The sequence below is a fragment of the Methylophilus sp. OH31 genome (genome assembly GCF_000576615.1).
Classification (GTDB): domain Bacteria; phylum Pseudomonadota; class Gammaproteobacteria; order Burkholderiales; family Methylophilaceae; genus Methylophilus.
Genome location: NZ_BAUS01000002.1, coordinates 467,563 through 483,032, shown reverse-complemented (window position 1 = coordinate 483,032; position 15,470 = coordinate 467,563). Strand labels below are relative to the sequence as shown.

Genomic DNA, 15,470 nt, shown 5'->3' with positions numbered 1-15,470 from the left:
TTGCGACTTATACACGAAATCTGGGGGGATGTCATGAATCGAAATCTATGGCAATGCTGCCAGCCTGTGTATATGCCTGCTGATTCAATTTAAACAGACTCCCTGGAATCCATGCCTTTCTTCCAAAACTTAAGTATCCAGTCCAGATTACTGTTATTCGTCATCGGACCGGTATTCGCGTTATCCTGTATTTTATTGTTGTTTGATTTCAAGGAACAACTGCAACGGGAAGAAGACAAGCTGAGCCAGCATGCCCTGACCACCGCAAAATTTCTGTCTGCGGTGATACATAATCAAACTGAATTGCATAGCAAAGACTATATCGGCCGGTTGCTCAAAGCCAGCCAACTTAACCGGGAACCCTATTTATCCCTGATTATTTCCGATGCGGATAATCACGCCATCGCCAATCTTGGTACCTCTTTCAACATTAGCGAAACCTTGCCGCAACAAGACACCATCGTCATGCAACAAAACACGCATGACATCACCATGGTGAAAGTATTTTCAACCGAATCCACACACCGCTTGCTGGGATATGTGTTTGTCGCCATCGACAAAGGCTCGCTGATTGAAGATCACCGCCAGGCGTTTATCAAAAATGTCGGCTACATCACCTTGGCACTTATATTATGCTCCATCCTCGTCAGCTGGGTGAGCCGCTCAATCAGCCAGCCGATTCGAGACATGACCTCGGCTCTCAAACGCTTTGTCATCGGTAGCCAACAAGTCAGCCAGGGCAAAAATACTCTGCCGGAAATCCAGTCGCTGCAAAGTACGATTAATCAAATATCAAGAGATATGCAGCATGTCGAAGCCGATATGCGTCACCGCATTCAAGACGCGCAAGCGCAGCTGCGCTACCAGGCGCGCCACGATGCCTTAACCGGCCTGGTCAATCGGCAGGAGCTGGAAAGACGGCTGCAACAAGCGTTGCAGGACGTCAAACAACACCGCGCCAATCATGTATTCTGTTACATGGATCTTGACCAGTTCCGCGTCATCAATGACACTTGCGGCCACTTGGCCGGGGATGAAATGCTGCGCCAGATCAGCATGATTCTCAGCCAGCGCATACGTGCAGAAGACACGTTTGCACGCCTGGGCGGCGACGAATTCGGCCTGTTACTCAGTTACTGCCAGGTCGAAAAAGCCATCGAAATTGCGGCACAACTGCGGCAAATGGTTGAAACTTTCCGCTTTATGCATGAAGGCCGCTTGTTCCAAACCGGCATCAGTATCGGCATTGTCGAAATCACCACCGCTTTAAAAGATGTGGGTGAAATCACCCGCCATGCCGACGCAGCCTGCTACGTAGCTAAAGATAATGGCCGCAACCAGATCCACCTGTTCCATCCTGAAGACGACGTTTTACTCAAACGCCACGTTGAAATGGAATGGGTATTGCGCATTAATGAAGCCATTGAGCACAATGATTTTGTGCTTTACTGCCAGGGCATTTTCCCGCTGCAACAAAAAGAATTGCCGCCTTTTTATGAGATTTTGATCCGTAAACGCGACGAACATGGCGGTATCATCCCTCCGGCTGAATTCCTGCCATCGGCAGAGCGCTACCACCTGATGACCAAGATTGACCGCTGGGTCATCCAGCATGCTTTTATGGCGCTACAACCGCTGTTTAAAATGCAATCCAGCGTCAACCCTTTCATTGTCAGCATCAACCTGTCCGGCATGTCCTTAGGTGACGCTCAACTGCTGCCTTACATCCAGAGTTGTTTCGAAACTTACGATATATCGCCTGGCCATGTCTGCTTTGAAGTCACTGAAACCTCAGCCATCATCAACATCGACAATACGATCAAGCTGATTAAAGAACTGCAAAAGATGGGCACACGTTTTATGCTGGATGATTTCGGAAGCGGCATGTCGTCATTCAGCTACTTGAAACACCTGCCAGTCGACTTTCTTAAAATGGATGGCGCTTACGTCAAAGACATCACCAGCAACCAGGTCGATCTTGCCATGGCCAAAGCCATCCAAAGTGTGGCGCAATCGATGGAAATCCAGACCATTGCCGAATACGTCGAAGACGAAGCCACGCTGGACTGCCTGAAAGACATGGGCGTCGCTTATGCCCAGGGTTTCTATTTAAACCGCCCGATGCCCCTCAGCGAAGCATTGGCACGCCATATTGGCACCATCAGCACTCAACAACAAATCGCTGCCGCAATCGCACCAGATATGACTATTTAAGCAGAATTGTAGCGACCAGTGACCGTGATGTTGCTGGTCATAGGCTGACGTCAGTTTTATTTAGTAATTCAAGATCAATGTAGATGCGGGCCAAGAGTACCAGAGCGCCCTGAAACAGATTTTTCTGCGGATACGTATAACAAAGAAATGTTTGATTGGTCGGAACGGTGTGATTCGAACACACGACCCCTTGCACCCCATGCAAGTGCGCTACCAGGCTGCGCTACGCCCCGACGTTGGACTCGAACAGGAACCTGCTCGAAAAAGAAGGCTGCATTATAAAACAAAACCGCATATTCGCTAAGCAGAATATGCGGTTTTATCAGCGCGCGAGCCAGTTCAGGCTGGGGCTTTTAACAGTTGAAGTACTTGTTGAATTTGATCCCTGAGAGCGGCAACATCGACCACCGGCAGTTTGGTATCCTCGGCAATCAATGACGAAGTATTCGTGGTTGCTGCACTGGAGACCTCAGCGACAGACCGAGATTTGTCCATTTTTTCATCTACGCCATCCAGTCGATTGCGTGCACCGCTGATGGTGAAACCTTGCTCGTAGAGTAGTTCACGGATTTTACGGATCAGCAATACCTCATGATGCTGGTAGTAACGACGGTTACCGCGGCGTTTAACCGGTTTGAGCTGGGTAAACTCCTGCTCCCAGTAACGCAAGACATGCGGCTTGACCCCACACAACTCGCTGACTTCACCGATAGTGAAATAGCGTTTGGCAGGGATAGGCGGCAAGGTGACTTTTTGCGTTTCTACCATGTTTTGGAGTCAGATCAGGCTTGTGCTTGTAATGGTTGTTCTGCGTAGTGTTCTTCTACGCGTAATTTTAATTTTTGACTGGCGTGAAAAGTCACCACGCGACGTGCAGAAATTGGAATTTCTTCACCAGTTTTCGGGTTACGGCCAGGACGCTCGGATTTGGTACGCAACTCGAAGTTACCAAAACCAGACAGCTTAACGCTATCGCCTTGCTCCAGCGCATTGCGAACTTCTTCAAAAAACGCTTCCACCATGTCTTTGGCTTCACGCTTGTTCAGCCCGACTTGTTCAAACAACAAATCGGCCAAGTCAGCTTTTGTGAGTGTCATTAACGATCCCCTGAACCTTCTTATTATGCGAGATGCTTGTGTTGTATCAACTGTTATCCTTGGTACTATCTAATGATGATCCCAATGATATTATCTTAGTGACGCAGCAAATTTGGATGACCAGTTGTTGAGGATTTTTGCCACGATGGTATCCACTTCCTCATCGACCATTGTCTTGCAAGTATCTTGCATAAGTACAAGAAATGCAAGGCTTTTTTTGTTTTCGGGCACACCTTTACCATGATAAACGTCGAACAATTTCACCTGTTTTAGCTGAGAAATGTTCTCATTCATCACCGCATCAATCATCGCTTGAGCTGATACAGATTGCTCAACGACCATCGCTAAATCTCGACGAACCGGCAGGAACTTGCTGACCTCACTATAGGCAGGCACCTGGGTTGCCAATGCAGCATCGGCATCCAACTCAAACAGGTAACAGGCACTGGTTAATCCATATTGCTGCTGCCATTGCGGATGCAATTTACCCAGCCAGCCCACTGCTTTATCGCCCAGGTAAATACGGGCAGACTGGCCCGGGTGCAGAGCAGGATGCTGTTCAACCACAAAGCGCACAGGCTGTGCAAACAATGCCTCGACATGGGCTTTGGCATCATAAAAATCAAACGTTCTGGCTTCGGCCGCCCACTGCTCTGGTTGCTGGCTGCCATAGACCAGGCCGGATAAAGTCAGCGTTTCGGCAAACCCTTGCGTGCCCTTTTCATAACGTGCACCGAGCTCAAACAACATGGCACGTGTTTGCTGGCGTTTGAGGTTGTAATCCAGCGCATCCAACAAACCACCCCACAAGCCGGAGCGCATGACGCTCAGGTTGCTGGCAATCGGATTTTTAAGCGCGATGGGCTGGGCATTACCGTATAAATCACTCTCCCAGTTGGCATCGACAAAGCTATAAGTCACCACTTCTTGATAACCTTGATTCACCATCACGTCGCGCAGCCAGTGTTTGCTGCGTGTCGCTTCTGGTGCCACCAGCATGCCTTGCGGAGCAACCGGAGTCAGTGCAGGAATATGCTCGTAACCATGCAGGCGGGCGACCTCTTCAATCAAGTCTTCTTCACGCGCAATATCAAAACGGAAGCTAGGTGCGCTCACCTGAAATACGCCATTAGCCTCAGTGTAGGCAAAGCCTAATTGCGTTAACAATTGGCCTACTTGCACCAGGCTCACATCGATGCCCAGCACGGATAACAAATAAGCATGGCGTAAAGTCACCTGCTTGCGTGCTGGCAATTGTGCGGTGACCGCAGTCACGGCACCAGCCTGACCACCACAAATCTCCAGCACCAATGCTGTCGCACGCTCCAGCGCATTTAAGGTATTACCAAAATCTACACCGCGCTCAAAACGGTAAGACGAATCTGTGCTTAAACCCAAACGGCGTGCTTTGCCCGCCATGACATCAGGCGTAAAGAAAGCGCTTTCGAGGAAAATTGCTTGTGTGGCATCAGTCACCGAGCTTGCTTTGCCGCCCATGACGCCTGCCAGCGCGACCGGGCCATTGCCATCGGCAATCACCAGATCATCTGCCTTCAAAGTCACTTCTGTGTCATTTAGCAAGGCCAGCTTTTCACCAGCCTTGGCAAAACGGACTTCGACCTCGCCCTGCAACAGCGCATGGTCAAACGCATGCATAGGCTGGCCGAGTTCAAGTAATACATAATTGGTAATATCCACCAAGGCACTGATACTGCGGATGCCGCTGCGCTCCAAACGGCGCACCATCCAATCGGGCGTCTTGGCTTGGGCATTCACACCGTCAATCACGCGGCCATAATAAGCCGGGCAAGCGTCTGCTGCATTCAACGTAACAGTTTTGGCAAGATGGCTGCTGACAGCTGCCGCGTCAATCACAGGCACGGTTATTGGTGCGCCAGTCATGGCAACCACATCGCGGGCAATGCCCAAAATGCTTAAACAATCAGCGCGGTTAGGCGTCAGTTTCAGCGTATATGTACTGTCATTCAATGCCAGATATTCACGGATATCCTGGCCAACAGGCGCATCGGCTGGCAGCTCCAAAATACCATTGGCTTCTGTCGCAATACCCAGCTCTTTGGCAGAGCACATCATGCCGAAAGACTCTACGCCACGCACTTTGGCTTGTTTGATCTGAATCCCTGGCAGCTCGGCGCCCACCAACGCACAAGGCGCTTTCAGGCCTGCGCGTGCATTCGCTGCGCCACAGACAATCTGCAGAATCTCTTCGCCGACTTTCACTTTGCACACTTGCAAGCGGTCTGCATCCGGGTGTTTGGCAGCCTCCAGAATCTCCGCCACCACCACATGACTAAACGCAGGGGCGACCGGGGTTAACTCTTCAACTTCCAGACCAGCCATGGTCAATGCGTGACCAAGTTGCGCGGTATCCAGTGATGGATTCACCATGGAACGTAACCATTGTTCGGAGAACTGCATATGTGTCTAACCCTGTATTAATTCGGTGTGTAAAGTGCGTGGAGGCTGGATTATTTAATAAACTGCTGTAAAAAGCGCAAATCGTTATTAAAGAAATGGCGCAAATCATTGACGCCGTAGCGCAACATGGCCAAGCGCTCTACGCCCAGGCCAAAGGCAAAGCCTCGGTATTTTTCGCTATCGATATTCACGTGTTTGAGCACCTCAGGGTGCACCATGCCGCAACCACCAATTTCCAGCCAGCCGCCATTCCAGCTCATATCCATTTCGGCTGAAGGCTCGGTAAACGGGAAGAAAGATGGGCGGAAACGCACAGTTAAATCATCGCGTTCAAAGAATTTTTGCAGAAAATCCTGCACCACGCCCTTGAGGTTGGCAAAGCTGATTTGTTCATCCACCCACAATCCTTCCACCTGGTGGAACATCGGTGAATGCGTCGCATCAGAGTCGACGCGGTAAACACGGCCAGGTGCAATAATTTTCAGCGGTGGCGTATTGTTTTCCATGTAATGCACTTGCACCGGCGACGTATGCGTACGCAAGACGTGCTCCATGCTGTCATTACCGCTATCAATGTAAAAAGTATCATGCATGGCACGTGCCGGATGGTTATCCGGAATATTCAGCGCCGTGAAATTATAAAAATCGGTTTCAATTTCAGGGCCATCAGCCACACTGAAACCAATCGAGTGAAACAATTCTTCTACACGACGTAAGGTCAATGTCACCGGATGCAAACCACCGGTCGATTGCGCGCGCGCAGGCAAAGTCACATCTATAGTCTCGCTCGCCAGCTGTTTGGCCTGTGCAGCGGCCAGGATACTGTCACGGCGGTCATTCAAGGCTTGCTCAACGGCTTGTTTAACCACATTAATCGCTGCACCAGCTGCTGGACGCTCTTCAGCAGTCAATTTACCCAGCCCTTTCAAGGCTTCGGTCAGCGCGCCAGATTTTCCCAGGTATTTGGCCTTGGCGTTTTCCAGTGCAGGAACATCATGACAAGCCGCAAAGTCTTGTGCGGCTTCTGCGATTAAGTGATTGAGATCAGCCATCGTGCGTATTCTTTAAGTTTTGAGTCACATTAAAATAAAAAAAGAGGCCGCAGCCTCTTTTTTTGGTAGGTCTGATTAGGCGCTTAAACCTGTTTTAGCCAATTCTACGAATTTAGCAAAAGCAGCTTTATCGAACACGGCCAGATCAGCCAGTACTTTACGGTCAACTTCAACCGCAGATTTTTTCAGACCGTTCATGAAACGGCTGTATGTCAAACCAGCTTCACGGGCTGCCGCGTTGATACGGGCAATCCACAATGCGCGGAATTGACGTTTTTTCTGACGACGGTCACGGTATGCGTATTGACCGGCTTTCATTACCGCCTGTTTGGCAACACGGTAGACGTTCTTACGACGACCACGGTAACCTTTAGCAGCATTTAAAACTTTTTTATGTCTTGCGCGTGCGACGACACCACGTTTTACTCTAGGCATGTCGGTCTCCTTATTGTGTTGGCATCATTGCGCGGACGCGTTTCACGTCAGTCGCAGAAATAATGGAAGTACCGCGCAGCTTACGCTTTTGCTTGGTGGTTTTCTTGGTCAGAATATGGCGCAAGTGAGAGTGTGTACGCTTCACTTTACCGTTACCCAAGAACTTGAAGCGCTTTTTGGCGCTGCTCTTTGTTTTCATCTTTGGCATTTTTTTCTCCTTAGAGGTTGAATAGAGAGTAACTGGGCAGCCAATTTAGCCGTATTACTCCAAAAAACTGTTGTACTACTTAAAACCTTATTCTTCGCTTGGTGCTGCTTTTTCAGCTTTTTTGGCCACAGGCACAGCTTTCTTCGCTGGCGCCAACACCATCACCATCTGGCGGCCTTCCATTTTAGGATACTGCTCCACCAATGCGTGCTCTGTCAGATCAGCTTCCAAGCGTTTCAATAACGCCAGGCCGAATTCCTGATGCGTAATTTCGCGACCACGGAAACGCAAGGTAATTTTTGCTTTATCGCCATCACCCAAAAAGCGGATGATATTGCGTAATTTAATATTGTAATCGCCGTCATCAGTGCCAGGTCTAAACTTGACCTCTTTAATCTGCACCTGTTTTTGTTTCAGTTTTTGCTCGTGCATACGCTTGCTCTCAGCGTATTTGAATTTGCCGTAATCCATCAAACGGCACACTGGTGGTGCGGCATTTGGTGCAATTTCAACAATATCAATATCAGCTTCTTCCGCTTTGGCAAAAGCCTCTTTGAGACTCATCACACCTAACGGTTCGCCATCCACACCAACCAAACGCACTTGTGGCGCAGTGATGTCGCCATTGATGCGTGTATCTTTATCTTGAGCTATAACAATCCCCTAACAATAAACAAAGCCGCACGAATACCCGAAATTAGACCCGGTTTTGGATGTCTTTTTGCAGGAGCGCTACAAACGCCTCTACAGACATCACACCCAGATCTTCACCTTTTCTGGTACGTACGGCCACATGACCATTTTGCATTTCCTTGTCGCCGACCACAATGAGGTATGGCAACTTTTGCAAGCTGTGTTCGCGTATTTTATAGGTAATCTTCTCATTTCTCAAGTCAAAATCGCATCGAATGCCATTTTTCTTCAATTTTTCAACCACTTGGCGTACATAATCAGCCTGGTTATCTGAAATATTAAGCACCATGACTTGCACTGGCGACAACCAGACCGGCATCGCACCGGCAAAGTTTTCGATCAAAATACCTAAAAAGCGCTCCATAGAGCCCACAATGGCGCGGTGCAGCATAATCGGCCGCTGACGCGTATTGTCTTCAGCCACATACTCCGCGCCCAGGCGCTCAGGGAGGTTAGGATCAAGCTGGATAGTACCGCATTGCCACATGCGGCCCAGAGAGTCTTTGAGGGTAAACTCAATTTTCGGGCCGTAAAATGCGCCCTCACCTGGCTGATATTCAAACTCAAGACCATTGGCTTTAATCGCGTTAGCCAAGGCAGTTTCTGCCATATCCCAGGCTTCTTCTGTGCCCACGCGCTTTTCCGGGCGGGTAGACAATTTGACGATCACATCATCAAAACCAAAGTCTTTGTAGACTTCATACAGCATCTTGATAAAGTCTGCTACTTCAGCCTCGACTTGTGACTCCATACAGAAAATATGCGCATCATCCTGGGTAAAGCCGCGTACGCGCATCAAGCCATGCAAGGAGCCAGATGGCTCATTACGATGACAGGAACCGAACTCTGCCAGACGTAATGGTAAATCACGGTAGCTGTGCAAACTGCTGTTGAAAATCTGGATATGGCCAGGGCAGTTCATCGGTTTCACCGCATAATCGCGGCTTTCCGACTGCGTGACAAACATATTGTCGCGGTAGTTTTGCCAGTGGCCGGATTTTTCCCACAGGGTTTTGTCCAGCACCGTTGGCGTACGCACTTCCTGGTAATCGTACTCTTTAAATTTGGCGCGCATGTACTGCTCGACCTCTTGCCAGATCACCCAGCCACGCGGATGCCAGAACACCATCCCTGGTGCATCATCCTGCATATGGTAGAAATCGAGCTGTTTGCCCAGTTTGCGGTGGTCGCGCTTTTCAGCCTCTTCCAGCATATGCAGATAAGCTTCCAGCTCATCCTTGTTGCGCCAGGCGGTGCCATAGACGCGTTGCAGCATTTCGTTATTGCTGTCACCGCGCCAGTAGGCACCGGCCAGCTTCATTAATTTAAACGCCTTGAGCTTGCCGGTATTCGGCACGTGCGGGCCACGGCACAAGTCAGTGAAGTTGCCTTCAGAATACAAAGACACGTCCTCATTGCTTGGAATGTTGGCAATGATCTCGGCCTTATAATGCTCGTTAATGCTTTTGAAGTAAGCCACAGCTTCATCACGTGGCAATACCTTGCGCTCGACTTTTTCGTCTTTCTTCGCCAGCTCAGCCATTTTCTTTTCAATGGCTGCCAGATCGTCCGGCGTAAACGGGCGCTTGTAGCTAAAGTCATAGTAAAAGCCATTATCGATGACCGGACCGATGGTCACCTGCGCATCCGGGAACAGCTCTTTCACCGCATAAGCCAGCAAGTGGGCGGTCGAGTGACGAATCACTTCCAGGCCTTCATCGTTCTTATCGGTAATGATGGCGAGGTCTACATCCTGCTCAATCAGATGACTGGTATCGACCAGTTTAGCTTCCTGACCTGTGTACGTGACCTTACCCGCCAGTGCGGCTTTCGCCAGACCAGCGCCAATATTCATCGCGACATCGGCCACGGTCACCGGCTGTTCAAAACTTCTGGATGACCCATCAGGCAAGCGGATTACAGGCATGACTCCCTCTCTTTAAACATTAAACAACCAAACAAAACAAGCACATGGCACCTGTTTTTGGTCAAACCTCGATTATCTCACAGCGCACGAAAATTCCGCAATCAGAAACCGAGTGCAGCCACATTTAAGGCATTGATACAAAGCGATACACGCCGATACAAAACCTGCATTCAGGCGCGGCATACCCAGTCGTTAAAACAGTTGACAGGCAGACGCGCCTGCCGAAACCAATGTAAAGGCGAAACACCAAGGGAGAACCACTATGACCAGCATCAGTTTAAGCAGTGTGAGTAGTCAAATCACCAACAACATCTTTAGCAAACTAGATACCTCTAACCAGGGCACGATTGATGCCACCTCTTTAAGCAAAGCACTGAGCGAATCTTCTGACGATGAGGTCAGCGATCTCGTCAGCAGCATAGATACGGACGGCGACAGTAAAATCAGCAAAAGCGAGCTGACAAAAGGAATCGAAAACCTGTTCAGCCAGTTGCAGAGCGCCAGCAACCAGGCTGGCGGCGCTCCAGGTGGGCCACCCCCACCGGGCGGCGCAGGTGGCCCACCGCCGCCTCGCGGCGGAGACGAGGAAGATAGCGGCCTCACACAGGACCAGATGCAAGAAATGGCTTCCTCTACTGACGACAGCAAACTGTCAGAGTTGCTGAACAATGTCGCCAGTAATTTTGAGGCCGCTGATACGAATGGCGATGGCAAGGTAACCCAGCAAGAAGCGATGGAGTATCAACAAAGCCAGAACAGCGATAGCAGCAATCCATCCAGCACCAGCACACAACAAAGCAATACCCTGGAGCAAGTGGCCAAGTTGATTAAAACCTACGGGCTGGATCAGGACACATCCAGCAGCTATTTGACCACCTCCGCTTAAGTCCACACCAGCCTAACAGATGAGAAAAACAAAAAGCCACCAGAGATTCTGGTGGCTTTTTTAAATTTTTCCATGTTTTATTTGGTAGTCGCGAATGGACTCGAACCATCGACCCCCACCATGTCAAGGTGGTGCTCTAACCAGCTGAGCTACGCGACTATTGTATTGCGCAGCAGTTGCTGCGAATCAATAAGGTTGCGCATTCTATCCGAAAGCCATCGGTTAGGCAATGGTATCGCGCTTATAATATGCGCATGACAAGCACTGCAGCCTTACCGCCTTTACTCTCCGATCGCATAGTAGACGTTATCATCGACACACTGTCCGAACAGCAGTATTGCGTGATTGATCAGTTTTTACCGGCGGATCTGGTTGAAGCACTGCGTACCATCGCACTTGATCAACAACAGCAAGGGCAGATGCACCAGGCCGGCACCAGCCAGTCAGCGGTTAGCAACCCCAAGTTGCGCGGCGACCAGATTGCCTGGCTGGAACCCGGCGATCCGCATCCAGCCATCCAAGACTACCTGGCACGCCTGACTGAAGTGCAACAAGCCGTCAACCGGCAATTGATGATGGGGCTGGACAGTTTTGAAACGCACTTTGCCATTTACCCGGCAGGCTCCTCCGGTTATGTCACGCATATAGACCAGTTTCGCCAACACCGCGCGCAGGCAGCGCCTGGCGCAAGAACGCTGACCTCGATTATTTATTTAAATGATGACTGGCCAGAAGAAGCTGGCGGCGCGTTGCGATTGTATCTGGACGAGCACACACAAACACCCGGGCAAGATGCCAGACACATTGATATATTGCCGACAGCGGGCAGGCTAGTGTTGTTTCTATCCGCCAGGTTCTGGCATGAAGTGTTACCCGCCACCTTGCCACGCGTCAGCGTCACCGGCTGGTTTAAAACCCGCTAGTATTTAAATCTAAATACGCAGTTACTGGGCCGACTGCACTTGCGCCGTCAAACGGCTAAACATATCTGCCCCGGCATAACCATCTTGCGGCAACCCTTTACTAGCCTGGTAGCGCCGGATGGCCGCTTGCGTTTTTGCCCCCGGAAAGCCATCTGGCGACCCGCAATCAAAGCCTCTGGCATTCAGTGCCTCCTGCAAAGACCACATCTGCTGGTAACTGAGTGCAGGGGGTTCCGGCGGCATCATCAGCGTGTAGGTGTCCTGACGCAATTGCTGGCTCAGTAAACTGACACTGAGCGCATAATTAATGGAGCGGTTCCACTGCATGATCACATCAAAATTCGGGAACACCATATACGCCGGACCATCATAGCCTTGTGGCAACAAAATAGCGGCCTGCGGCAAGCCCAGCGCGCTATCAGGCACACCAGCAACCCCCGCTTTCACCCAATCACTGACCGACTTATTCAGCTGCCATTGCGCCTGGCTGTAGTCAAATCCGGCAGGCAAGGCCACCTGAATGCTAATCGGCTTGCCTGGCTGCCAACCTGCTTGTGACAGATAGTTGGCCGCCGAACTGAACACGTCAGGATAAGAATTCCAGATATCTATTTTGCCGTCAGCATCTGCATCCACACCATACTTGAGCAAGGTAGATGGCATAAACTGCATATGCCCGGTTGCGCCTGCCCAGGAGCCCACCACAGGGCTGTCATAACGCTGCTCGCGCTCGACCACGCGCATCAGGTTCAATAATTCACGTTTAAAAAACTCGGCCCGTCGCCCTTCATAGGAAAGTGTGGCCAAGGCAGAAGCCAGCGGGATATCGCCCATAAAACCACCAAAATTGGTTTCCAGCCCCCAAAAAGCCACCAGCACCTCGCGCGGCACTTGATACAACTCTTCGACCACATAAAGCACACCTTGGTAGTCCTGCGCCATCTGCTTGCCTTTAGCCACCACCCGTGGGTTAATGCGGCGGTTTACATAGGCTGAAAAACTGGTGACAAACTCTGGCTGCTTGCGGTCCAGCTCAATCAAACGTGGCAAGAAAGTCACCTGACTGAGTGTCGCATCCACCGCTGCTGGCGCCACATGTAACGCCAGCGCCTCCTGGCGCATGGCTGTCACCCACAACTTAAAGCCATCATCATCCTCAGCACTGCTCAAATCGCTGGTGATAGCGAGCCCCGCCACCAATAACCCGCTCCATACAGCTTGCCACTTCCCGGTTGTTTTTACGTTCTTCATAGACACTAATTCAGGCTGGATAAAATGGATGCATAGCCTGCCTGATAATCGGCAAATTGTGGCTTGAATCCTGTGTGTTGCAAGAAACGGTTACGGATGCGTTTACCAGACTGCGGCTGCAATGGCGGCGTTGACGGTGCTGGCACTTGCTGCTGCGCGGCCAGCCACTGCAACACCTCATGCTGCATGGCGGGGACACCGTCAGTCAAAATACAGTGTTCTGGTAACACCACACCATCCATGACTTGCTGATACAAATGCACCACCGCCGCGGCCACATCCAGCTCATGCATACGATTTGTCCAATGCACCTGCGTGGGCCAGCGCACGCTGTTTTGCAGTAAACGTAACAAGTAAAGTCGCTGCGGACCATAAATTCCCGATACCCGCAGCGCTGTATGACCACACGGCAACTGTGCCATTAGCTGCTCGGCTTCCAGCATGACGCGCCCACCTTCATCTGCAGGCAGGGCTAGCGTCTCGTCATCAATCCACTCCCCTTGATCCTCGCCATAAATGCCGGTGCTGGAAATAAAGAAGACGTGTTTCAATGCAGTCACTGCCACGCTTGCCAGCACCTGACGCAGACCTTGCACATAAGTTTGCTGATAGCTTTGCCCTTCTACAGGCGCCAGGCAATACAGCAGGATTTCCGGCTGCAAAGTAGATAATACGGACAAGCTTTCTTCGGCAATCACATCCAGGTATATCGCCTGCGCCCCGGCAGGGACCGGCAGCTGGGAGCGCCTGACGATGGTCAGTGCATGCCCCTGGGCCAGGCTTGCCTCTGCGATCAAGGTTCCCAAACCACCACAACCAATTTGCAATATGCGCATGCTCACCCTAACTCTTCATCTCTGGAAGCGGGTGTTTACGCAAATAGCGCTCGGCCAGCAACATGGCCGACATGGTTTTGCTATCGGTGATCTCGCCGGCTTCTATCGCCTGCATCACACGCTCAAACGGCCAGACAAACACATCCATCGCCTCATCAATATCCCTGGCGTGCTCACCGAGTAACAAGCCGGTGGCCAGATAGATATGAATCACTTCATTGGAATAGCCGATACAAGGATGTTGTACACCCAATTTGACCCAGGTTTGTGCAGTGTAGCCAGTTTCTTCCAGCAATTCGCGCTGGCCGGTGCTCAATACCGGCTCGTCGGGGTCAATTTTGCCTGCTGGCAACTCAATAAATACCTGCTTGAGTGGATAGCGAAACTGTCGTTCCAGCACTACGTCGCCTGTGTGCGTCAATGCGACCACAACTACCGCGCCAGGATGTATTACATACTCACGACCACTAATCACGCCGTTAGGTAAACGTGCTTGGTCATAACGCACGGTCAGCATTTTACCCTGCGCCATAATTTCGCTGGACACCGTAGTCTCAATCAAATGGGTTTCGATTAAATGCTGATCCTGATTGAATCCTTTTTCTTCTGCCATCACTCACTTCTACCGCTTAAACTGCATCTTTAAATGTGTTGCAATCATTCACCTTGCCAGATTGCAACCCTTGCTTAAACCAATGGACACGCTGCTCAGAACTGCCATGCGTGAAACTGTCAGGCACCACATAGCCCTGCGCCTGTTTTTGCAGTGCATCATCGCCAATGGCCGTGGCGGCGCGCAAGGCCTCTTCAATATCACCGGTTTCCAGAATACGGAACTGCTGGTCAGCATGATGCGCCCAGACGCCTGCGTAACAGTCCGCCTGCAATTCCAGCCGCACAGAATAGGCATTGGAGGCAGCCTCAGAACGTGCCTGTTGCCTGGCTTGCTGTACCTTTTCCGAAGTGCCCAGCAAATTTTGCACATGATGCCCGACCTCATGCGCAATCACATAGGCCTGGGCAAAATCTCCTGGTGCTTTAAAGCGCTCTTGCAGCTCCTGGTAAAAACTCAAATCAATATACACCTTCTGGTCTGCCGGGCAATAAAACGGCCCCATCGCCGCCTGCCCTTGTCCGCAAGCTGTTTGTGTCGCACCGCTAAAAATTTCCAGATTGGGTGCAGTGTATTGCTGGCCGGCCGCTGAAAACGTGCTTTGCCACACCTGCTCGGTACTCCAAAGCACGCGGGAGACAAACTTGACCTTGGGGTCATTGCTATCCGCAGGCACCGCTTGTGACTCGGCTGCCGGTTGCGCTTGCTGCGCAATATTCAACACCAGGCTGGGGTCCACGCCAAAATACATGGCCACCAGCGCAATCGCAATGGTGCCGATGCCGATACTGCGGCCACCGACCATTCCACGGCCACGACTGTCTTCGACATGCTGGCTTTCTTCTAAATCATCCAGGCGCACAAGAATCCCCCGACCATTACTATTGAAAAATGTT

General features: G+C 50.8%; 15 protein-coding genes and 2 tRNA genes. 3 read left to right on the top strand and 14 right to left on the bottom strand.

The annotated features are described in order from the left end of the window. Nucleotides 1–111: 111 nt before the first annotated feature. Complete coding sequence (locus tag OH31_RS04065) at nt 112–2,214, top strand: bifunctional diguanylate cyclase/phosphodiesterase (RefSeq protein ID WP_024929727.1); 2,103 nt, start codon at nt 112–114, stop codon at nt 2,212–2,214. Nucleotides 2,215–2,370: 156 nt separating this feature from the next. Here OH31_RS04065 and OH31_RS04060 read toward each other — a convergent pair. From OH31_RS04060 to thrS, 9 genes are all read right to left on the bottom strand, one after another. Next, nucleotides 2,371–2,447: transfer RNA gene (locus OH31_RS04060), tRNA-Pro, on the bottom strand. A gap of 106 nt (nt 2,448–2,553) precedes the next feature. Beyond that, a complete protein-coding gene (locus OH31_RS04055; RefSeq protein ID WP_024929726.1) occupies nt 2,554–2,982 on the bottom strand; it encodes a MerR family transcriptional regulator in 429 nt (142 codons plus the stop codon). A 14-nt stretch (nt 2,983–2,996) separates the two neighbouring features. Beyond that, nucleotides 2,997–3,311 (bottom strand): integration host factor subunit alpha, encoded by a 315-nt coding sequence (locus tag OH31_RS04050; RefSeq protein WP_018985782.1) that lies wholly within the window; start codon nt 3,309–3,311, stop codon nt 2,997–2,999. Nucleotides 3,312–3,401: 90 nt separating this feature from the next. After that, a complete protein-coding gene (gene pheT, locus OH31_RS04045) occupies nt 3,402–5,750 on the bottom strand; it encodes a phenylalanine--tRNA ligase subunit beta (protein ID WP_024929725.1) in 2,349 nt (782 codons plus the stop codon). A gap of 50 nt (nt 5,751–5,800) precedes the next feature. Beyond that, on the bottom strand, nt 5,801–6,802 hold the full coding sequence (pheS, locus tag OH31_RS04040; protein ID WP_024929724.1) for a phenylalanine--tRNA ligase subunit alpha: 1,002 nt from the start codon (nt 6,800–6,802) through the stop codon (nt 5,801–5,803). A gap of 75 nt (nt 6,803–6,877) precedes the next feature. After that, nucleotides 6,878–7,237 (bottom strand): 50S ribosomal protein L20, encoded by a 360-nt coding sequence (gene rplT / locus OH31_RS04035; RefSeq protein ID WP_019881751.1) that lies wholly within the window; start codon nt 7,235–7,237, stop codon nt 6,878–6,880. A gap of 10 nt (nt 7,238–7,247) precedes the next feature. Next, entirely contained in the window at nt 7,248–7,445 is a 198-nt protein-coding gene (rpmI, locus tag OH31_RS04030; RefSeq protein WP_019881750.1) for a 50S ribosomal protein L35, read from the bottom strand. A gap of 87 nt (nt 7,446–7,532) precedes the next feature. Beyond that, a complete protein-coding gene (gene infC, locus OH31_RS04025; RefSeq protein WP_198289779.1) occupies nt 7,533–8,099 on the bottom strand; it encodes a translation initiation factor IF-3 in 567 nt (188 codons plus the stop codon). 43 nt (nt 8,100–8,142) lie between these two features. Continuing rightward, complete coding sequence (gene thrS, locus OH31_RS04020; RefSeq protein WP_024929723.1) at nt 8,143–10,065, bottom strand: threonine--tRNA ligase; 1,923 nt, start codon at nt 10,063–10,065, stop codon at nt 8,143–8,145. A gap of 262 nt (nt 10,066–10,327) precedes the next feature. Between thrS and OH31_RS04015 the strand changes: the two genes are divergently transcribed. After that, the gene (locus OH31_RS04015; RefSeq protein WP_024929722.1) at nt 10,328–10,951 is read left to right on the top strand and encodes an EF-hand domain-containing protein; all 624 of its coding nucleotides are present in this window, start codon (nt 10,328–10,330) and stop codon (nt 10,949–10,951) included. An 82-nt stretch (nt 10,952–11,033) separates the two neighbouring features. Here the strand turns inward: OH31_RS04015 and OH31_RS04010 are convergent. Next, nucleotides 11,034–11,110: transfer RNA gene (locus OH31_RS04010), tRNA-Val, on the bottom strand. A gap of 95 nt (nt 11,111–11,205) precedes the next feature. Here OH31_RS04010 and OH31_RS04005 point away from each other — a divergent pair. Beyond that, nucleotides 11,206–11,874, top strand: a complete 669-nt coding sequence (locus OH31_RS04005) for a 2OG-Fe(II) oxygenase (protein WP_242402194.1) — start codon at nt 11,206–11,208, stop codon at nt 11,872–11,874. A gap of 21 nt (nt 11,875–11,895) precedes the next feature. Here the strand turns inward: OH31_RS04005 and OH31_RS04000 are convergent, their stop codons facing one another. Genes OH31_RS04000 through OH31_RS03985 form a run of 4 tightly spaced genes read right to left on the bottom strand, consistent with a single transcriptional unit; the run spans nt 11,896 to nt 15,436 of the window. After that, nucleotides 11,896–13,125, bottom strand: coding sequence for a lytic murein transglycosylase (locus tag OH31_RS04000; RefSeq protein ID WP_242402193.1), 1,230 nt, complete (start codon nt 13,123–13,125; stop codon nt 11,896–11,898). A gap of 5 nt (nt 13,126–13,130) precedes the next feature. Further along, complete coding sequence (locus tag OH31_RS03995) at nt 13,131–13,961, bottom strand: hypothetical protein (RefSeq protein WP_024929719.1); 831 nt, start codon at nt 13,959–13,961, stop codon at nt 13,131–13,133. 7 nt (nt 13,962–13,968) lie between these two features. Next, nucleotides 13,969–14,574, bottom strand: a complete 606-nt coding sequence (locus OH31_RS03990) for an NUDIX domain-containing protein (RefSeq protein WP_024929718.1) — start codon at nt 14,572–14,574, stop codon at nt 13,969–13,971. 16 nt (nt 14,575–14,590) lie between these two features. Then, entirely contained in the window at nt 14,591–15,436 is an 846-nt protein-coding gene (locus OH31_RS03985; protein ID WP_024929717.1) for a neutral zinc metallopeptidase, read from the bottom strand. Between the last annotated feature and the right edge of the window lie 34 nt (nt 15,437–15,470).